Origin of the sequence: Xanthobacter autotrophicus (assembly GCF_030015065.1) — a bacterium.
GTDB classification, from domain to species: Bacteria; Pseudomonadota; Alphaproteobacteria; order Rhizobiales; family Xanthobacteraceae; genus Xanthobacter; species Xanthobacter autotrophicus_D.
This window is the reverse complement of the sequence record NZ_JAIVFN010000031.1, coordinates 1-19,768: the sequence shown is the minus strand read 5'-3', so window position 1 is coordinate 19,768 and position 19,768 is coordinate 1. Positions and strand designations below refer to the sequence as shown.

Sequence of the window (19,768 nt, the reverse complement as noted above, 5' to 3'; positions counted from 1 at the left end):
GCCGGCGTGCGATCAGGCGTCGTAGCGGCGGAAAATCAGGGACGCGTTGGTGCCGCCGAACCCGAAGGAGTTGGAGAGCACGGCGTCGATCTTGCGCGGCTTCGCCTTGAGCGGCACGAGATCGATGGGGGTCTCCACCGACGGGTTGTCGAGATTGAGCGTCGCCGGAGCGATCTGGTCGCGGATGGCGAGGACGGAGAAGATGGCCTCCACCGCGCCGGCAGCCCCCAGCAGATGGCCGATGGACGACTTGGTGGACGACATGGAGGTCGTCGCCGCCGCATTGCCGAGCAGTCGCTCCACCGCCTTCAGCTCGATCTCGTCGGCCATGGTGGAGGTGCCGTGGGCGTTGATGTAGTCGATGTCGCCCGCCGTCAGGCCCGCCCGCTTCAGCGCCGCCGACATGCAGCGGAAGGCGCCGTCGCCGTCCGGCGAGGGGGCGGTGATGTGGAAGGCGTCGCCGCTGAGGCCGTAGCCCACCAGTTCCGCATAGATGGTGGCGCCGCGCGCCTTGGCGTGCTCCAGCTCCTCGAGCACCACCACGCCCGCGCCCTCGCCCATGACGAAGCCGTCGCGGTCCTTGTCATAAGGGCGCGAGGCGCGTTCCGGCTGGTCGTTGAAGGCGGTGCAGAGCGCCTTGCAGGCGGCGAAGCCCGCGAGCGCCAAGCGGTTGATGGGCGATTCGGTGCCGCCGGCCACCATCACGTCCGCATCGCCGAGGGCGATAAGCCGTCCGGCGTCGCCGATGGCGTGGGCGCCGGTGGAGCAGGCCGTGACCACCGCGTGGTTCGGCCCCTTCAGCCCGTGGGTGATGGAGACGTAGCCGCCGGCCAGATTGATGAGGCGGCCGGGAATGAAGAAGGGCGAAATGCGCCGCGGCCCGCGCTCCTTGAGCAGCAGGGACGATTCGGCGATGCCCTCGATGCCGCCGATGCCCGAGCCGATGAGCACGCCGGTGTTGATCTGGTCCTCGTAGGAGGACGGGTGCCAGCCGGCATCGTCCAGCGCCTGGGTGGCCGCAGCCATGGCGAAGACGATGAACTCGTCCACCTTGCGCTGCTCTTTCGGCTCCATCCACTGGTCGGGATTGTAGGTGCCGTCGGAGCCGTCGCCGCGCGGAATGTTCGCGGCAATCTTGCAGGCGAGGTCCGCCACCTCGAAGTGGCTCACCTGCTTCACGCCGCTCTCGCCGGCGATGAGCCGCCGCCAGGTCGGCTCGACGCCGCAGCCGAGCGGCGTCACCATGCCGAGGCCGGTGACGACAACACGTCTCATGGGAAAAACTCCGGGAGGCGGGCCACTGACGCCACTGGCGCGCGGCCCGGTGCAACAACGGCCGCGGGCGCCCGGCGCCACGCGACCGTCGAATGAACAGGCGTGAGGATCAAGCCGCGTTCTTTTCCAGGAACTTGATCGCGTCACCCACGGTCAGGATGGTCTCGGCGGCATCGTCCGGGATCTCGCAGTTGAAGGCCTCCTCGAAGGCCATCACGAGTTCCACGGTGTCGAGGCTGTCGGCGCCGAGATCGTCGATGAAGGAGGCGGTCTCCGTGACCTTGTCGGCCTCCACCCCCAGATGCTCCGCGACGATCTTCTTCACCCGCTCGGCGATGTCACTCATAGATGCAACCCTCGTTGTTCGGATAATCCCAGTGCCGTTCGGCGGCTGGAGGAGGGCATAATGCCTTTTTTCCGCCGTGCCCAGCCCCCTCCGCCGCGAGGCACCACTCCCCGCGGGCAGGACGCGCATTCGACCAGCCGGATCCAGACGCCGCGCGCGGGTGAATGGAAGCCTTTGAACGCGCCCTTTCCCGGCCCGGCAATGCGGCTCGTTAGCACACTCCCCGCGGCAAGGCCAGCCAAGGTCAACCAAGGTGTGCACGTCAGCCCCGCGGGGGCGGCCGCCGCGGCGGGGCGCCTTGCGCTTGCGCCGGCCGGGCGCGGCCGCTACTCACTTTCGATGCCCGGGACCAACGACCGATCGGACCGCCTCGCCGCCGCCTTGCGCGCCAACCTTTCGCGCCGCAAGGCGCAGGCCCGCGCCCGCCGGGCCGGCGACCCTCCGCAGGGCCCGGGCCCCGCCCCGGAGGCCGCAACCTCCCCCGAAGGCACGATTAGCTGTGAAAACCCTGCGCGCGACGGTAGCACGGCGCCGCGTCCCGGCACCGCCAAGATTGTGCCGGACGGCGAGCCGGGCTAGACGTTTCCCCTTAAATCCGCGGTCGGCCGGCTTGGGGGGGCCGACCGACAGGAGGCACAGGTAGCGCGCATGGACAAGATTCGCATCGTCGGCGGCAACGAGCTGAAGGGCACCATTCCCATTTCCGGTGCGAAGAACGCAGCCCTGCCGCTGATGATCGCCAGCCTCCTCACCGAGGAGAAGCTGATTCTCGAGAATGTGCCCCGCCTCGCGGACGTGGCGCTGCTCCAGCGCATCCTCGGCAACCACGGCGTGGACATCACCACCAACGGCAAGCGCAACGGCGACGACCCCTATGCCGGCCAGACGCTGGAGATCGACGCCCGCGTCATCGTGGACACCATCGCGCCCTACGACCTCGTCTCGCGCATGCGGGCTTCGTTCTGGGTGCTGGGCCCGCTGCTCGCGCGCATGGGCGAGGCCAAGGTGTCGCTGCCCGGCGGCTGCGCCATCGGCACCCGCCCGGTGGATTTCCACCTCGACGCCCTGCGCGCCCTCGGCGCCGACATCGAGATCGACGCCGGTTATGTGGTGGCCAGGGCGCCCAACGGGCTCCGCGGCGCGCGCATCGTCTTCCCCAAGGTCTCGGTGGGCGCCACCCACACCGCGCTGATGGCCGCCGCCCTCGCCCGCGGCGAGAGCGTGATCGAGAACGCCGCCCGCGAGCCGGAAATCGTCGATCTCGCCGACTGCCTCACCAAGATGGGCGCCCGCATCTCCGGCGCCGGCACCTCCACCATTCACGTGGATGGCGTGGCCCGCCTCAAGGCCGCCCGTCACGCGGTGCTGCCGGATCGCATCGAGACCGGCACCTATGCCATGGCCACCGCCATGACCGGCGGCGACGTGATGCTCGCCGGCGCCCGCCCCGATCTGCTGGAAAGCGCGCTGGAGACCCTGCGGCAGGCCGGCACCGAGATCGACGCGACCAACGAGGGTATCCGGGTGCGCCGAAACGGCGCCGGCATCCTCCCGGTGGAGGTCACGACTGCCCCCTATCCCGGCTTCCCCACCGACCTCCAGGCCCAGCTGATGGCACTGATGACCCGCGCCAAGGGGCGCTCGCGCATCACCGAGACCATCTTCGAGAACCGCTTCATGCATGTGCAGGAGCTGGCCCGCCTCGGGGCGAGGATCCATCTCGAAGGCGACACCGCCGTGGTGGAGGGCGTCGAGCGGCTCACCGGCGCGCCGGTGATGGCCACCGACCTGCGGGCCTCGGTCTCCCTCGTCATCGCCGGCCTTGCGGCCGAGGGCGAGACCATGGTGCAGCGCGTCTACCACCTCGACCGCGGCTTCGAGAAGCTGGAGGAGAAGCTGTCGCGCTGCGGCGCCGAGATCGAGCGCATCAGCGGCTGATCTGCGGAGCGGAGCGGTTCCGGGCTTTAAGAAAGAGAACCCGATTATCCGACCAGCCTGCGACGCAGGCCGGTCGGCGCGTCCTCAGGGCGGCGGAGAGGCCAAGGTGAGCCTGCCGAACATCATCACCCTCGTGCGCATCCTGCTGGTGCCGGCAGTGGTCTGGGCGATCACGTCCGGCGAGTTCGCCCTCGCCTTCTGGCTGTTCCTGGCCGCCGGGGTCTCCGATGCGCTCGACGGCTTCATCGCCAAGCGCTTCCACATGCAGACCGAGCTCGGCTCCTATCTCGATCCGGTGGCCGACAAGGCGCTGCTCGTCTCCATCTATGTGGCGCTGGCAGTCTGCGGGCTGATCCCGCGCTGGGTGGCCATCGCGGTGGTCTCGCGCGACGTGATGATCATCGGGGCGGTGGTCCTGTCCCTCGTCATGGCCAAGCCGGTGGCCATCAGCCCGCTGCTCGTCTCCAAGGTGAACACGGCGATCCAGATCGCGTTCGCGGCCTTCGTGCTGGCCACCTCCGGCTTCGGCCTGGAGCTTTCCGGCCTGTTCCAGGTTGGGCTTGTGATGGTCGGGCTCTTGACGGGCCTTTCCGCCGCTGCCTATCTCGCCTCATGGATGCGCCACGTAGCGAGCTGACCGGCGGCGAGTTGACGGAGGGCGGGCAGACCACCGGCGAGTTGATGGACCGCGAGCTGATCGGCGAACGCGACCCGCGGAACACCGCCGCTGCCGTTGCCCCGGCGCACGGCGGCGGCCTTCGCGCGTTCGGACAACCGCAAGGCGGGGAGCCCCCCGCGCCGGATTCCGGGCATGAGGAAGGCCCTATGACGGTGCGGTTCCAGATGCGCTTCTGGGTGATGACGCTGGTCCTCACCGCCGTTGCCTTGTGGCTGCTGAGCGGTATCTTGCTGCCGTTCGTCGCCGGCATCGTGCTCGCTTATTTCCTCAATCCCGTGGTCGCGCGCCTGGAGCGCATCGGCGTTGCCCGCACCCTCTCCGCCCTGGTGGTGGTGGGGATCCTGCTGTTCCTGGTGGTACTGTTCTTCCTGCTCGCTTTGCCGCTGCTGTCCTCGCAGATGTTCGAGTTCATCCAGCGCCTGCCCTCCTATGTGGCGCGGCTGCAGGGGCTTTTGACCGAGGAGAACCGCGAGTGGCTGAGCGGCATCGTCGGCGACCGGCTGCCGGACATGCAGCGCTCCATCTCAGATCTGATGACCCAGGGGGTGAGCCACCTGCTGGGCCTCTTGTCCTCCGTGTGGTCGGGAGGCCAGGCGCTGATCTCCCTGTTCGCGCTGCTGGTGGTGACGCCCGTCGTCGTCTTCTACATCCTGTGCGACTGGGACAACATGGTCGGCTACGTGGACCAGCTGGTGCCGGTGCCCCATCGCGCGGAGGTCCGCAGCCTCGCCAGCGCCATGGACATGGCGGTGGCGGGCTTCGTGCGCGGGCAGGCCATGGTGTGCCTTTTGCTCGGCACCTTCTATGCCGTGGCGCTCACCATGGCGGGGCTCAATTTCGGCCTGCTCATCGGCATCGTATCCGGCGTCATCACCTTCATTCCCTATGTGGGCTCGCTCACCGGCTTCGTGCTGGCCATGGGCGTCGCCATCGTCCAGTTCTTTCCGGACTGGGGCATGATCGGCACGGTGCTGGCCATCTTCGTCACCGGCCAGACCATCGAGGGCTACGTGCTCTCGCCCAAGCTGGTGGGCGACAGCATCGGGGTGCACCCGGTCTGGCTCATGTTCGCCCTGTTCGCCTTCGGCTACCTGTTCGGCTTCGTGGGACTGCTGCTCGCCGTGCCGCTGACCGCGGTGACGGGCGTGCTGGTGCGCTTCGTCATCGCCCGCTACATGCGATCCTCGCTGTACCAGGGGCCAGCCGACGACGGCCTGCCCCCGCCGGGGACGCCCTGAGCATGACCGAGCGCGACGATCGTCCGCGCCAATTGCCGCTCGACCTGCCGGCACAGCCCGCCTTGCGTCGCGAGGACTTCCTCGCCGCGGCGGGCAATGCGGCCGCCCTGGCGCTCATCGACGCCTTCCCCGAATGGCCGGCCCGCGTGGTGTGCCTCGTGGGGCCGGAGGGGGCGGGCAAGAGCCACCTCGCCGCGATCTTCGCCGAGCGCTCGGGGGCGCGGATCCTCGACGTGCGCGACCTTGGCCGCGAAGGGGTGCCGGACGCTCTCGCCACCGGCGCGCTGGTGCTGGAGGATCTCGAGGCCGGCACCTTCAGCGAGGCCGCCCTGTTCCACCTGCTCAACCTCGCCCGCGAACAGCAGGCCTACCTGCTGATGACAGCGCGCACGCCGCCCTCGACCTTCAGCCTCGCCACCGCCGACCTCGCCTCCCGGCTGCGGGCGGTGCCGGTGTTCGAGATCGCGCCGGCGGACGACGCGCTGCTGGCGGCGGTGCTGGTGAAGCTGTTCGCCGACCGCCAGCTCTCGGTGGACGAAGCAACCGTCCAATACCTGCTCCTGCGCATGCAACGCACTGTCGCGGGCGCCAAGCGCATCGTCGAGGCCCTGGATACCGCCGCCCTCGCTGCCCGCCGGCCCGTGACGCGGGCGCTGGCCGCCCAGGTATTGAAGGAGCTTGGCGAGAACCCGTCCGCTCCCGGCGTCCACGGGGAAGAGGACTGACGCCGGCGACGCGTCATAGAGTAGTCATCTAACGCGGCCATGGTCCGGCCAAACTGCGGGGGACCGAGCATGGGTATGAACGAAGCTGCAGCTCTTACCGACGCGAATCCCGCCGATGCGAATCTGGCCGACGCCAATGGTGCGAACGGCGCTCTTACGGCGGGCGACGCGAATGCGCTGGCGCAATTGCCGCAGCGCTTCATCAACCGCGAGATTTCGTGGCTGCACTTCAACCGCCGCGTGCTGGAGGAGGCGGAAAACCGCAGCCACCCGCTGCTGGAGCAGCTGCGCTTCCTCTCCATCTCGGCCAACAATCTCGACGAATTCTTCATGGTCCGCGTGGCGGGCCTGAAGGAGCAGGTGCGCGAGGGCGTGCAGACGCCGAGCCCGGACGGCCTCACCCCGTCCGAACAGCTCGCCACCATCCTCGCCAGCGCGGCCCAGCTCATCTCCGACCAGCAGAGCCGCTGGCTGGAACTGCGGCACGACCTCGCCGCCGCCGGCATCGTGCTGGTGGACGGCGCCGAGGTGACCGCCGACGACCTGGCGGCGCTCGACCGCCACTTCCTCAACCACGTCTTCCCGGTACTCACACCGCTCGCCATTGATCCGGCGCACCCTTTCCCCTTCATCCCCAACCTCGGCTTCTCGCTCGCCCTCCAGCTGGTGCGGCAGGCCGACGGCCGGGGCATGAACGCGCTGATCCGCATTCCCGCCAAGGTGGAACGCTTCATCCGCCTGCCGGACCTCGGCACCGGCGCGATGCGCTTCATCACCCTGGAGCAGATGATCGGCCTGTTCATCTCGCGTCTCTTCCCCGGCTATGCGGTGAAGGGCCAGGGCGTGTTCCGGGTGGTGCGCGACAGCGACCTTGAGATCGAGGAGGAGGCGGAGGATCTCGTCCGCCTGTTCGAGACCGCGCTGAAGCAGCGCCGCTACGGCGAGGTGATCCGCATGGAGGCGGATGCCGCCATGCCGGCCGAGCTGCGCAATTTCGTCGCCCGCGAGCTGGGCGTGAACGACGACGAGATCTTCGTGGTGGGTGGCGTGCTCGCCCTGAACGAATTCTCGCAGCTGGTCTCGGTGGACCGGCCGGACCTGAAATTTCAGGCCTACAATGCCCGATTTCCCGAACGCATCCGCGACCACGGCGGAGACTGCTTTCTCGCTATTCGCGAGAAGGACATACTGGTTCACCACCCTTATGAATCCTTTGACGTGGTGGTTCAGTTTCTCCGCCAGGCCGCCCGCGACCCCAACGTCGTCGCCATCAAGCAGACCCTCTACCGCACCTCCTCCGACAGCCCCATCGTGAAGGCGCTGGCCGAGGCGGCGGAGGCCGGCAAGTCGGTGACCGCCCTGGTGGAGCTCAAGGCCCGCTTCGACGAGGAAGCCAATATCCGCTGGGCCCGAGACCTGGAACGGGCCGGCGTGCAGGTGGTGTTCGGCTTCATCGAGCTGAAGACCCACGGCAAGCTCTCCATGGCGGTGCGCCGGGAGGGTGCGCAGCTCGCCACCTACGTGCATGTGGGCACCGGCAACTACCACCCCATCACCGCGCGCATCTATACCGACCTCTCCTTCTTCACCGCCGATCCGGTGATCGCCCAGGACGTGGCCCGCATCTTCAACTTCATCACCGGCTATGCCACCCCCGGCGAGCTGGACGCCATGGCGGTCTCCCCCACCGGCCTGAAGCCGCGGCTCCTGAAGAACATCGCCGACGAGATCGAATTCGCAAGGGCCGGCCGCCCGGCCGCCATCTGGCTGAAGTGCAACTCGCTGGTGGACCCGGAGATCATCGACGCGCTGTACGCGGCAAGTGCCGCCGGCGTGCAGGTGGATTGCGTCATCCGCGGCATCTGCTGCCTGCGGCCGGGCATTCCGGGGCTTTCCGAGAATATCCGGGTGAAGTCCATCGTCGGCCGCTTCCTGGAGCACTCGCGCATCTACTGCTTCGGCGCCGGCCACGGTTTGCCGAGCCCGAACGCGGTGGTCTACATCTCCTCGGCGGACCTGATGCCGCGCAACCTCGACCGCCGGGTCGAGACCCTGTGCCCCATCACCAACCCCACGGTGCACGAGCAGGTGCTCGACCAGATCATGGTCGCGAACCTTATCGACAACCAGCAGAGCTGGCACGTCTTGCCCGACGGTTCCTCCGAACGCATAGTCCCGGCGCCGGGCGAAGAGCCGTTCAACGCCCATCAGTATTTCATGACCAACCCGAGCTTGTCCGGACGTGGAAAGTCTCTCAAAGATTCTTCGCCGCGTAGCCTCTTCGTCCGTCGCTGACGGCGAGGAGGTTACCCGAGCGCCTGGCCGGCTTTTCACCGGGGCGCCGGTCGCGGTCATCGATATCGGCTCCAACTCGGTCCGCCTCGTGGTCTATGAGGGGCTGAGCCGCGCGCTCACGCCCATCTTCAACGAGAAGGCCCTGTGCGGGCTGGGCCGCGAGGTGCTCTCCACCGGGCGCCTGCCGCAGGATGCGGTGGACCGTGCCTATGCGGCGCTGAAGCGTTTTCGCGCCCTGTGCGATGCCATGGAGGTGGGCGAGGTCCATGCCCTCGCCACCGCGGCCGCGCGCGACGCCGAGAACGGCCCCGCCTTCATCGCCGAGTGCGAGGCCATCTGCGGCACCCGGATCGAGCTGCTCACCGGCAAGCGCGAGGCGGAGCTCGCCGCCGCCGGCGTGGTGGCCGGTATCTATGCGCCGGACGGCATCGTGGGTGATCTCGGCGGCGGCTCGCTGGAACTGGTGGACGTGAAGGGCCGGTCCGTCGGCGCCGGCGTCACCCTGCCCCTCGGCGGCCTTGCTTTGCAGGACCGCTCCGCCCGCTCGCCGCGCAAGGCCGAGAAGATCGTTCGCGATACCATTCCCGAGGCGGAGGTGCTCGCGAACCTGGCCGGCCGCACCTTCTACGCGGTGGGCGGCACCTGGCGGGCACTGGCGCGCCTGCACATGTTCACCAAGGGCTATCCGCTCCACGTGATGCACGGCTACGTGATACCGGCCCGCGAGGCGCTGGACTTCACCCGCATCGTGCACCGGGCGGATGCCGAGGCCCTCGCCCATATCGACGTGGTTTCCGACGCGCGCCGGCCGCTCCTCGCCTATGGCGCGCTGGTGCTGGAGAACATCGTGCGGCAGGGCAAGCCGTCGGAGGTGGTCATTTCCGCCCTCGGCGTGCGCGAGGGCCTGCTGAACTCCCTCATGCCCGAGGAAGAGCGCGCCCGCGACCCGCTGCTGATCGCGGCAGCCGAGATGAACGTGCTGCGCTCCCGCTCGCCGCACCACGGCGAGGATCTCGTGGCCTGGACCGACGGCTTCTTCGCCTCGGCGCCGGTGCTGGAGGAAGCGGAGGACGAGAAGCGCCTGCGCCGCGCCGCCTGCCTCCTCGCGGACGTCAGCTGGCGCGCCCACCCCGACTACCGGGGCGAGCAGAGCCTCAATATGATCGCCCACGCGGCCCTTGCCTGCATTGATCACCCCGGACGGGCCTATATCGCCCTCTCGGTCTATTTCCGGCACATGGGTCTGAATACCGACGAATCGGATACCCGGATCCTGGAGCTGCTGACCACGGGCATGCTCGACCGTGCACGCATCCTCGGTGCGGTCATGCGGGTGGCCTACGTGCTGTCGGCGGCCATGCCCGGCATCCTGCCCCGGATGCCGCTCACGGTACAGGGTGACCAGCTGGTGCTCAGCGTGCCGCGCAAGCTGGTCTCCCTCGTCAACGACCGGGTCTATAATCGCCTGCGCCAGCTTGCCAAGCTCATCGGCCGCGAGCCATTGCTCGCACAGGGCGACTGAGGGCGCCCAGAGCGGTTTCGCGCGAACCAGGCAACGGTTCGCGCGAATTGCTTCTATATCCGTGACCGTGCACCACACCGGCGGCGCGGTACAGTCGCAAGTCCGCCCCATTCCACCTTCACGCTGGTGCCATGAAACAGCTTCTGAACCTGTTTGGCGGTGTTGCCGGCCTCGTGGTCGCGGGCCTCGTGGGCCTCGCGCTGTTCACCCTCGTGGGCGGCCTCATCGTCGTGGCCGGCATCGTGATCACGGCTCTGGTCCTCGGCGGGGGCGTCTATGCCCTCGTCACCGGCCGGGCGCCGGGCATGGGCCGGGGCGGCTTCTCGTCCTCCTTCGGCTCGGTGCGGGTGTTCGACCTGCGCAGCGGACAGCCATTCGGCAACTCCGAACGCAGGCCGGACGAGAATGGCATGATCGACGTGACCCCGCCCAAGTCTTCCGCCCGCGATTACCGCGAAGGCGCCTAGAGCACGCGCCGATCTGCTTGCATCGCAAGCTGATCGGACAACGCCTTCTCTTTCTTGATTTTAGAGGGCGCTTCACCAAGCAAACCGAACCAATTTGCTCGGGCCGCGCTCCAAGGGCCGACGGACCGGCGATTTTCCTCCCAGCGATTTTCCGCGTCGCCGGAAGCAGGTAGGCTGCTTCGACGCGCGATACCGCGTTGACGGGGCCGGCACGGGATATGGATGGGGGAATAGGATCGGGCGCGTATCTGGCGTTGCTTGCGGTGTGTATCGCGCTGGCAATGCTTACGGTGGTCTCCCATGCGATCGCGCTGGCGATCGTCCGCCGCCGCCTCAGCCGGCGCATCCGTGGCAAAAGCTACCACGACCACGTGTTCCGCGAGGCGGTGATCATCAGCACGACCGTGCTGAGCCTCAGCCTTGCCCACATGTTCGAGAGCTGCATCTGGGCAACGGCCTACGTCGCGCTCGGCGCCATCGCGGACCCGCACGACGCCCTGTATTATTCCATCTCCACCTACACCACGCTGGGCGCGGACGGCGTATCCATCGCCAAGTCCTTCCGCGCCATCGCCGGCTTTGAATCCCTCATCGGCCCGATGATGGTCGCCTGGTCCACCGCGTTCCTGGTGGAGTTCGTCGTGCGCATGCGCGGCCCGGACTCGACCTGAGCCGGGCCGCCGCTGCTCACACGCTGGTTGGGTAGTTCGGGCTCTCGCGGGTGATGGTCACGTCGTGCACGTGGCTCTCGCGCAGGCCGGCGGACGAGATCCGCACGAACCGGGCCTTCTCGCGGAACTCCTTCAGCGTGCGCCCGCCCACATAGCCCATGGCGGCCCGCAGGCCGCCGGCGAGCTGGTGCAGCACCGCGCCCACAGGGCCCTTGTAGGCGACCTGGCCCTCGATGCCTTCCGGCACGAGCTTGAGCGTGTCGCGCACTTCCGCCTGGAAATAGCGGTCGGCCGAGCCGCGGGCCATGGCGCCCACCGAGCCCATGCCGCGATACGACTTGTAGGAGCGGCCCTGATAGAGGAACACCTCGCCGGGGCTCTCGTCGGTGCCGGCGAGCAGGGAGCCCACCATGGCGGCGGAGGCGCCGGCCGCCAGCGCCTTGGCAAGGTCGCCGGAATACTTGATGCCGCCATCCGCGATCACCGGCGTGCCGGTGGCGTGGGCCGCCTCCACCGCGTCCATCACCGCGGTGAGCTGGGGCACGCCCACCCCCGCCACGATGCGTGTGGTGCAGATGGAGCCGGGGCCGATGCCCACCTTCACTGCGTCCGCGCCGGCGTCGATCAGCGCCCGCGCGCCGTCGGCGGTGGCGATGTTGCCGGCGAGGATCTGGGTCTTGTTGGAGAGCCTCTTGATGCGCTCCACCTGCTCCAGCACCTTGCGGGAATGGCCGTGGGCGGTGTCCACCACCACGAGGTCCACGCCGGCGTCGATGAGGCGCTCGGTGCGCTCGAAGCCATCGGCGCCCACGGTGGTGGCGGCGGCGACCCGCAGCCGGCCCTGCTCGTCCTTGGCGGCGTGGGGGTAGGCGACCGCCTTCTCTATGTCCTTCACGGTGATGAGGCCGACGCAGCGCTCGTCATTGTCCACCACCAGCAGCTTCTCGATGCGGTACTGGTGCAGGAGGCGCTTGGCCTCCTCCTGGTTCACCTGGCCCTCGCGCACGGTGATGAGCCGTTCCTTCGTCATCAGCTCCGCCACACGCTGCTCGGGATTCTTGGCGAAGCGCACATCACGGTTGGTGAGGATGCCAACGAGCCGCCCGGCGATGGCGCCCGTGCCCCGCTCCACCACCGGAATACCGGAAATGCCGTAGCGCTTCATCAGGGCGAGGGCGTCGGCGAGGGTATCATCGGGATGGATGGTGACCGGGTTTACCACCATGCCCGATTCGTACTTCTTCACCTGCCGCACATGCTCGGCCTGAATCTCGGGCGTGAGGTTGCGGTGGATGACGCCGATGCCGCCGGCCTGCGCCATGGCGATGGCGAGGCGCGATTCGGTCACCGTGTCCATGGCGGCGGAAATGATCGGCAGGTTGAGGGTGATGGACTTGGTCAGCTGGGTGGCGACATCCACCTCGCCGGGCATCACTTCGGAAGGGCCCGGCGTCAGCAGCACGTCGTCGAACGTCAGCGCCTCGCGGAACGGCGCACGGCCGCCGGCAGCTTCCGCGAAGGGGGGGACGTTCGCATTCGGGGTGGTCATAGCCAACTCCTTAAGGCGGCACGCAAGCCGGGCCGCAGGATGGGGGCCGGAACGGGTTGCGGTCACGCACCCCGCTACGAGTTGGCAGTGGCCGATACCATGAGTGCACGACGAATAGAAGACCCGTTGCGAAGCATTCGCTGCAACGCTCCCATGCGCGCAGCGGCAGGCCGCGCCGATCCCACGCCGGGCCGCCGGGCCGGACGCGCGTGCAGCTCCCTTGTCCCCTCTATTCGCCGGCGAGGCGCAGCGGCGTGCGGGCGGCGGCTTCCGCGCGCCGCAGGCGGTCCTCCGCCGCCGTCACATAGTCGCGGGTGAGTGGCACCGCCTCCTGCCGGCCGGCGAGCTGGATCTGGAACACGTTCAGGCCCTGATGGCGGAACGCCATCTCGCTGGCGGCGAGATAGAACTCCCACATGCGGCAGAAGCGGTCGTCGGTGAGACGGGCGGCCTCCTCCCGGCGGGCGAGGAAGCGCTGGCGCCAGGCCTTCAGCGTCTCGGCATAATGCAGGCGCAGCAATTCCACGTCCGTGACCACGAGGCCCGCCCGCTCGATGTGCGGCAGCACCTCCGACAGGGCCGGGATGTAGCCGCCGGGGAAAATATACTTGGCTATGAAGGGGTTGGTGACGCCAGGCGGATCGGAGCGGCCGATGGCGTGCAGCAGCATCACGCCGTCGTCCTTCAGGAGGCTTTTGACCTTGCGGAAGAAGGTGCCGAAATGGTCCACGCCCACATGCTCGAACATGCCCACCGACACGATCCGGTCGAACGGCCCTTCCACGTCGCGGTAGTCGCGCAGGGTGAAGGTGACCCGCTCGGCGAGGCCGCGTTCGGCGGCGCGGTTGCGGGCCAGAGCCAGTTGCTCCGTCGAGAGCGTGACACCCTCGACCTTCGCCCCCGCCATCTCCGCGAGGTAGAGGCCGAGCCCGCCCCAGCCGGAGCCGATGTCCAGCACGTCGAGGCCGGCCCGATCAAGCATGAGCTTGGCGGCGATGTGGCGCTTCTTGGCGAGCTGGGCGTCGTCGAGGCTCTGCCCTTCATGCTCGAAATAGGCGCAGCTGTACTGCCGGTCGTGATCAAGGAAGAGCGAATAGAGGCGGCCGTCGAGATCGTAATGATGCGCCACGTTGCGCTGGGAACGGCCGGGCGGATTGAACTGGGCGATCCGGCGCGACAGCCGCCGCGCGAGATAGAGCAGCTTGGCCGGCGCTGTGGGATTCACAGCGAACGGCTGCGCCATCACCAGATCCAGGAAATCGGCGATGGTGCCGTCCTCCATCACCAGCGTGCCGTTCATGTAGGCTTCGCCGAGCTTCAGCTCCGGGTCGAGGCAGATGTCGCGCTGGACTGCGGGGCAAGTGATGCGGACCGCGACAGGCGCCTGCCCTTGCGACACATTCCCCAAGGTCATTTCGTGACCGGACGCGGTCGTGACCTTCAGGGCGCCGTGAACGACAACCCGCCGCAAGACCTTTTCCAGCAACCGCTCCATCGGCCGCCTCCACCACCTTGTGCCTGAAACCCTTTCTCCCCGCTCCTGGCTGGAGCGCTCTCCCGCGGGCGGGCGCATTCCGGCGCGCCAAGGCCCGGCGTCTGTGAAAACGCCCTATGGCCGGCTTCGTTCGACCGTTGTCGCAAATGCCGCAAGGACACCGCAAGACACAGCAGGCTTCGTCCGGCTCGCCTGGATGGCCGCAACGGGTTTCATGAAACCACCAAGGCCGCAGCGTCGCAATATGCTCCCCGGCGACGGCGCCCGTTCCGCCGTCACGTGACCGCGAGCCGGCGCCCGGCGCCGTGCGAATGCAAAACGGCGCCCCGGCCGAAGCCGGGACGCCGTTTGCTTTCCTTCGGATCAAGGCCTCCGCGCGATGGCGAAGAGCGAGAGCCTCAGCCCTCGGCGCCTTCCTCGGCCGCCAGTTCGGCGGCGACCTCGGCGCGCTCGATGGCCAGTTCGGCCTCGATCTCGGCATCCTCGTCGCGGGCGGTGCGCACGTCCTCGCCGCGGGCCTGACGCTCGGCCTCTTCGGCGTTGCGGGCGACGTTCACCTTCACGGTCACTTCCACGTCCGGGTGCAGGGTCACCGGCACCACATGCAGGCCCAGGGCCTTGATGGGGTGGTTGAGGACGACCTGCTGGCGATCGACGGTGAAGCCGGCCGCGGTGAGGCCATCGGCGATGTCGCGGGTGGAGACCGAGCCGTAGAGCTGGCCGCTCTCGCCCGCCTGGCGCAGCATGACCACGCTCTGGCCGTTGAGCTTCTCGGCCACCGCCTCGGCTTCCTGCTTGCGCTCGAGGTTGCGGGCCTCAAGCTCGATCTTCATGGTGTCGAAGCGTTCCTTGTTCGCCTTGGTGGCGCGCAGGGCCTTGCCGTTCGGCAGCAGGAAGTTGCGGGCGTAGCCGTCGCGCACCTTCACCACTTCGCCCATCTGGCCGAGCTTGGCGACGCGCTCGAGAAGAATGACGTCCATCTTGGTTTCTCCTGTTCGTATTCGGTTGGGATTTTCTGAAAGTCAGCGGTCGTTGGCTGCCGGCGGGCCCTTGCTGGTCGGCATGCGGGAGCGGAAGTCGAACATGCCGTCGGCGAAGCCGAGCACGGCCATGGCCAGCACCGGCCACCCCAGCGCGGCGGAAGTGACCCACAGGGCACCGAGGAGGAGGAGCCGCGCCGGATGCCCGAGGGTGACGGCGTGCACCACTGCGAAGCCCGCAAGCGCATAGGCGCCGGCGAGCGTCGCGGCGGCGGCGGAGGCCGCAAGGCCGAAGAGGCCGCCGGCCATGGACAAGGCCAGCACCACGGCGAGCACCAGCGACGTCACGGGCGGCAGCCGGAAGGCGGAAAGGCTCGGCCACGGCCGGGCGAGCCGGCCGGAGACCCGCGCCGCACGGGCCGCGAGATAGAGGCTGACCAGTTGCGACACCATGGTGATCGTGGCCGCCATGGGCGGCAGGACCGCCGCGATGAGGATGCCCATGGCGCCGGGGTCGCGTCCTCCGGCTCCGGCGGGCAGGCCCTGGCTTTCCACCAGCGTCTGGAAGGCAACGGTGACCGCCGAGCGGTAGGCGTCATAGTCCTGCGCCATGGCGAACAGGGCGACGGCGACGGAAACGGCGGCGAACCCCGCCGCGAGCAGCACCAGCCCGCCCACGGGAAACCAGACCAGCCCGTCACGGCCCGCCGGATCCGGCCGGGCCAGCATGGCGGCATAGGACAGGCCGAGGGCAGGGCCGCCGAGGGCCACCAGATAGGTGATGAGGAAGGTGCCGCCGAAGGCGACCCAGAGCCCAGCGCCGCCCGTGGCCACGGCGATGGCCGCCGCCAGCGGGCTGAAGGCGATGCCGGCGATCATCACCGGCAGGGGCGAGAGATAGAAGAGAGGCACGGCCAGCAGCGCACCCGCCGCGACGCCGGCGGCAAGCAGTGCGGAGGCCGATCCGGCGGCCAGGCCGATGAGGATAAGAAGTGCCATCCGACAAGCTGTCCCGCTGACGCGGTTAGAGGCGGATCTTCGCTCCACCCCAGCAGGCGCCCCGGGAACGGTTTCCCACGGCGCGTCGCCACAAAAAGGGAGACGCCCGCCCCGTCGGGGCGGGCGAATGGATCAGCGGATCACGAAGGGCAGCAGGCCCAGGAACCGCGCGCGCTTGATGGCGGCGGACAGCTCACGCTGCTTCTTGGCGGAAACCGCCGTGATGCGCGAGGGTACGATCTTGCCGCGCTCGGAGATGTAGCGCTGCAGGAGCCGCACGTCCTTGTAGTCGATCTTCGGCGCGTTGGGGCCGGAGAACGGGCAGGTCTTGCGACGGCGGAAGAAGGGGCGGCGCTGGCCGCCGCCGGCACCACCGGACTGAGCGAACGCCATCAGACTTCCTCCTCGCCGCCGTGGGCCTCTTCAGTGGGACGCGGACGGCGCGGGCGGTCCTCACGACCACCGAAGCCGCGGTCGCCGCGATCACCGCGATCGCCACGTTCCCCACGCTCGCCGCGGTCGTCGCGGTCACGCTTCTGGAGCATGGCGGAAGGGCCTTCCTCGTGCTCCTCGACGCGCAGGGTGAGGACGCGCAGGACGTCCTCATCAATGCGCTGCTGGCGCTCCAGTTCCTGAACCGCCGCCGCGGGGGCGTCGATGTTCAGGAGCGTGAAGTGCGCCTTGCGGTTCTTGTTGATGCGATAGGTCAGGGACTTCACGCCCCAGTACTCGGTCTTGCCGACCGAGCCGCCATTCGCCTCGATGACACCCTTGAATCGGGTGGTGAGTTCCTCGACCTGCTGCGCCGTGACATCCTGGCGCGCGAGGAACACGTGCTCGTAAAGCGGCATGTGTTCGTGTGCCTTTCGTTTCACTTCCGCCCACCGGCGCCAAGCCCTTCTTGCCTTTCGGAAAGGCGCGAAGCTCGGAAGGCGGGGACACGGGACGACGGGCGCTTGCCCTTTCCATCCTGACCCGGGCCGATCGACGCCAAGGCAAGGAAGAACCGTCCGTTCAGCCCCCGGCCGGGTGCGACGGAAGCGGGGCGTATAGCAGGTTCTGCGCGGAAGGCAAGTTTCGCAGCCGAAGGGCCGTGTCTCTGCTTGAAACGAGGCGCGGTCTTGCCCCCTTCCCGCAAGAGGAAGAGGAAGCAGCGCCGATGCGCCGCTTCAAGCAGGAATACGGCTCGCGTCACTCCTCAGGAGGCCGCCCCGCTCAGAACAGGCCCATGCTGGTGCTGGAATTGCGGGCCGGCGTGGTCGGCTTGGCCGACGCGGGCTTGGCCGAGACCGGTTTCGGCGCCATGCCGCCGCTGGCGCCGGCCGCAGATGCGGATGCCGGATTGGCCGGCTTCGGCTTCTTCTTCGGCGCGGGGGTGGCGGAGGCCACCTTCGGCTCCGGCACGCCTTTGTTCATGGCGATGAGTTCGGAGACGGTGACGAACCTGTAGCCCTTGGCCTTGAGGTCGTCGAGCGTCTTGGGCATCGCGTCCACCGTGGTGGGGTGGATGTCGTGGACGAGCACGATGGCGCCGGGATGGGCGTGGGACACGATCCTGTCGTAGATGACCTGCGCATTGCGGTCCTTCCAGTCGAGCGGATCCACCGACCAGTAGATGAAGGTCGAGCCGAACTTCTCGCGCAGATGCGCGCGCAGCGCCGGGGTCATGGCGCCATAGGGCGGGCGCACGTAGAGGGGCGACTTGCCGGTGATCTGCTCAATGGCGGCGTTGGTGTCGCCGATCTGCCTGTCGGCGGCCGCCACCGAAATCTTGGGCAGCTGGGGATGGTCCCAGGAATGGTTCGCCACCTCGTGGCCCTGCGCGATCATCTGCTTGATGATGGCGGGCGAGGCCGTCGCCCGGCTGCCGAGCACGAAGAAGGTGGCCTTGATGCCGCGCTGCTCCAGCATCTTCAGCAGGCGGGGCGTGGTCTCGGGGTTCGGGCCGTCGTCGAAGGTCATGGCGATGTAGGGCCCGTCCACCAGCGCGGAGGAATAGGCCACCAGCTTCTGCGGCGAGGTCCCGGCGGACGCCGGCGTTGCCGCCGGCGCGGCCATGCCGGCCGCGGGAGCCGGCGGCTCGGCGGCGGTCTGGGACGCGGCGAAGGTCCCGGTCGGCGTCATGGTGGCGAGGGGCTTGCCGGAAGGCGCCGGCTGGAAGGTCTGGCCGGAGGCCGAGCCAAGGCCCATCAGGCCCACGGCGGCAAATGCGAGAAATCCCCAGGAAGCCTTCACGACGGACCACTTTCCATGTCTGCGCCGGGCGACCATAGCCCGGTTTCGTTCACGCCCTACGCACAAGTTCGCCTAGCCCTTATGCATAAAATGTGAAGCGGAAGAGGCAAACGCCCCTCCTTCCGCAAAGTCAAGCTCCCTCGCCTTGACTCGCCCACATTCCGGGTGTCTCTGCCCTCCCCAAATTTCATAACCGGAGGGCCGCGCATGTCGGATGGGCCGCGCACAGGATCTCAGACCGCCTTTATCTTCCCCGGCCAGGGCAGCCAGGCCGTGGGCATGGGCAAGGCGCTGGCGGACAATTTCCCGGCCGCGAAGGCCGTGTTCGACGAAGTGGATGCCGCCCTCAACGAGAGTCTGACGCAGGTGATGTGGGACGGCCCCATCGAGACGCTGACCCTCACGGCCAATGCCCAGCCGGCGCTCATGGCGGTGTCGCTCGCGGCGCTGCGCGTGCTTGAGAGCGAGGCCGGACTGGACCTCGCCCGCGAGGCCGCCTTCGTGGCCGGCCATTCGCTCGGCGAATATTCGGCCCTTGCCGCCGCCGGCGCCCTCACCGTGACGGAAGCCGCCCGGCTGCTGCGCATCCGCGGCCGCGCCATGCAGGAGGCGGTGCCGGTGGGCGAAGGCGCCATGGCTGCCCTCCTCGGCCTCGACTACGACCAGGCGGTGGCGGTCGCCGCGGAAGCCGCCGGCGACGACGTGTGCGAGGCCGCCAACGACAACGCCCCCGGCCAGGTGGTGGTCTCCGGCACCAAGGCGGCGGTGGAACGCGCCATCGTCATCGCCAAGGAGAAGGGCGCCATGAAGGCCCTGCTCCTGCCGGTGTCCGCCCCCTTCCATTGCCGCCTCATGGGTCCGGCCGCCGAGGCCATGGAAGTGGCGCTCTCCGGCTCCACCGTCATGACGCCGCGGGTGCCGCTGGTGGCCAATGTGCGCGCCTCCCCGGTCACCGACCCGGCCGAGATCGTGCGCCTGCTGGTGGAGCAGGTGACCGGAACCGTGCGCTGGCGCGAGAGCGTCATCTACATGGCGGGCGCGGGCGTGACGCGCATGGTCGAGGTCGGCGCCGGCAAGGTGCTGTGCGGCCTCGTCAAGCGCATCGACAAGTCGGTCGTCGCCAGCGCCGTGGGCACGCCGGAAGACGTGGCGGCCTTCATCGCCGCCCGCAACGCCGCCGCCTCAGCGGCCTGAGGCGCGATTTCACGGACCTGAAGCCCTCTCCCGTTCAGAAGCCGGATATATCCGGCTTCTGTCTTGCGTACCCAACTCGGCAACAGCCGAGTTGGGACGGGGGAGGATTGGGAGGGGGCAGAACGCTGCCCCAACAAAACGCCTTCGCCCGTTCCGGCAC

At 68.5% G+C, this 19,768-nt stretch carries 18 protein-coding genes; 9 read left to right on the top strand and 9 right to left on the bottom strand.

Going from position 1 to position 19,768, the window contains the following annotated elements; translation table 11 throughout:
- Window positions 1-12: 12 nt before the first annotated feature.
- Together fabF and K9U40_RS08650 are read right to left on the bottom strand one after the other, a co-directional pair.
- Window positions 13-1,275: a beta-ketoacyl-ACP synthase II gene (gene fabF / locus K9U40_RS08655; protein WP_282889810.1), complete on the bottom strand. Its 1,263-nt coding sequence runs from the start codon at window positions 1,273-1,275 to the stop codon at window positions 13-15.
- Between the two features lie 109 nt (window positions 1,276-1,384).
- On the bottom strand, window positions 1,385-1,621 hold the full coding sequence (locus tag K9U40_RS08650; RefSeq protein WP_282889809.1) for an acyl carrier protein: 237 nt from the start codon (window positions 1,619-1,621) through the stop codon (window positions 1,385-1,387).
- Between the two features lie 648 nt (window positions 1,622-2,269).
- On the opposite strand from K9U40_RS08650, the gene murA reads away from it, so the two are divergent.
- The 8 genes from murA (at window position 2,270) to K9U40_RS08610 (ending at window position 11,156) form a co-directional block, all read left to right on the top strand.
- Window positions 2,270-3,559: a UDP-N-acetylglucosamine 1-carboxyvinyltransferase gene (murA, locus tag K9U40_RS08645; RefSeq protein WP_282889808.1), complete on the top strand. Its 1,290-nt coding sequence runs from the start codon at window positions 2,270-2,272 to the stop codon at window positions 3,557-3,559.
- Window positions 3,560-3,665: 106 nt separating this feature from the next.
- Window positions 3,666-4,196 (top strand): CDP-alcohol phosphatidyltransferase family protein, encoded by a 531-nt coding sequence (locus K9U40_RS08640; RefSeq protein ID WP_282889807.1) that lies wholly within the window; start codon window positions 3,666-3,668, stop codon window positions 4,194-4,196.
- Window positions 4,197-4,384: 188 nt separating this feature from the next.
- The gene (locus tag K9U40_RS08635) at window positions 4,385-5,476 is read left to right on the top strand and encodes an AI-2E family transporter (protein WP_282889806.1); all 1,092 of its coding nucleotides are present in this window, start codon (window positions 4,385-4,387) and stop codon (window positions 5,474-5,476) included.
- A 2-nt stretch (window positions 5,477-5,478) separates the two neighbouring features.
- On the top strand, window positions 5,479-6,201 hold the full coding sequence (locus K9U40_RS08630; RefSeq protein ID WP_282889805.1) for a chromosomal replication initiator DnaA: 723 nt from the start codon (window positions 5,479-5,481) through the stop codon (window positions 6,199-6,201).
- A 75-nt stretch (window positions 6,202-6,276) separates the two neighbouring features.
- Complete coding sequence (locus K9U40_RS08625) at window positions 6,277-8,496, top strand: RNA degradosome polyphosphate kinase (protein WP_282889804.1); 2,220 nt, start codon at window positions 6,277-6,279, stop codon at window positions 8,494-8,496.
- A complete protein-coding gene (gene ppx, locus K9U40_RS08620; protein ID WP_414114992.1) occupies window positions 8,462-10,018 on the top strand; it encodes an exopolyphosphatase in 1,557 nt (518 codons plus the stop codon). Before K9U40_RS08625 ends, ppx begins: the two co-directional genes overlap by 35 nt.
- 131 nt (window positions 10,019-10,149) lie before the next feature.
- Window positions 10,150-10,485, top strand: coding sequence for a hypothetical protein (locus K9U40_RS08615; RefSeq protein ID WP_282889803.1), 336 nt, complete (start codon window positions 10,150-10,152; stop codon window positions 10,483-10,485).
- 281 nt (window positions 10,486-10,766) lie between these two features.
- Complete coding sequence (locus K9U40_RS08610) at window positions 10,767-11,156, top strand: ion channel (protein ID WP_282889802.1); 390 nt, start codon at window positions 10,767-10,769, stop codon at window positions 11,154-11,156.
- 16 nt (window positions 11,157-11,172) lie between these two features.
- Here K9U40_RS08610 and guaB read toward each other — a convergent pair whose 3' ends face one another.
- From guaB to K9U40_RS08575, 7 genes are all read right to left on the bottom strand, one after another.
- Window positions 11,173-12,705 carry an IMP dehydrogenase gene (gene guaB / locus K9U40_RS08605; protein ID WP_282889801.1) on the bottom strand — a complete coding sequence of 511 codons (1,533 nt, stop codon included), beginning with the start codon at window positions 12,703-12,705 and terminating at the stop codon, window positions 11,173-11,175.
- A 229-nt stretch (window positions 12,706-12,934) separates the two neighbouring features.
- Window positions 12,935-14,200, bottom strand: coding sequence for an SAM-dependent methyltransferase (locus K9U40_RS08600; protein ID WP_282889800.1), 1,266 nt, complete (start codon window positions 14,198-14,200; stop codon window positions 12,935-12,937).
- A gap of 398 nt (window positions 14,201-14,598) precedes the next feature.
- Window positions 14,599-15,180 (bottom strand): 50S ribosomal protein L9, encoded by a 582-nt coding sequence (gene rplI / locus K9U40_RS08595; protein WP_282889799.1) that lies wholly within the window; start codon window positions 15,178-15,180, stop codon window positions 14,599-14,601.
- 42 nt (window positions 15,181-15,222) lie between these two features.
- Window positions 15,223-16,179 carry a DUF2232 domain-containing protein gene (locus K9U40_RS08590; protein WP_282889798.1) on the bottom strand — a complete coding sequence of 319 codons (957 nt, stop codon included), beginning with the start codon at window positions 16,177-16,179 and terminating at the stop codon, window positions 15,223-15,225.
- A 132-nt stretch (window positions 16,180-16,311) separates the two neighbouring features.
- Window positions 16,312-16,572: a 30S ribosomal protein S18 gene (gene rpsR, locus K9U40_RS08585; RefSeq protein ID WP_282889797.1), complete on the bottom strand. Its 261-nt coding sequence runs from the start codon at window positions 16,570-16,572 to the stop codon at window positions 16,312-16,314.
- Window positions 16,572-17,030: a 30S ribosomal protein S6 gene (rpsF, locus tag K9U40_RS08580; protein ID WP_282889796.1), complete on the bottom strand. Its 459-nt coding sequence runs from the start codon at window positions 17,028-17,030 to the stop codon at window positions 16,572-16,574. Before rpsF ends, rpsR begins: the two co-directional genes overlap by 1 nt.
- Before the next feature lie 364 nt (window positions 17,031-17,394).
- Entirely contained in the window at window positions 17,395-18,414 is a 1,020-nt protein-coding gene (locus K9U40_RS08575) for a polysaccharide deacetylase family protein (RefSeq protein WP_282889795.1), read from the bottom strand.
- Between the two features lie 207 nt (window positions 18,415-18,621).
- Here K9U40_RS08575 and fabD point away from each other — a divergent pair, with 207 nt between their 5' ends.
- Window positions 18,622-19,608: an ACP S-malonyltransferase gene (fabD, locus tag K9U40_RS08570; RefSeq protein WP_282889794.1), complete on the top strand. Its 987-nt coding sequence runs from the start codon at window positions 18,622-18,624 to the stop codon at window positions 19,606-19,608.
- Window positions 19,609-19,768: the final 160 nt, after the last annotated feature.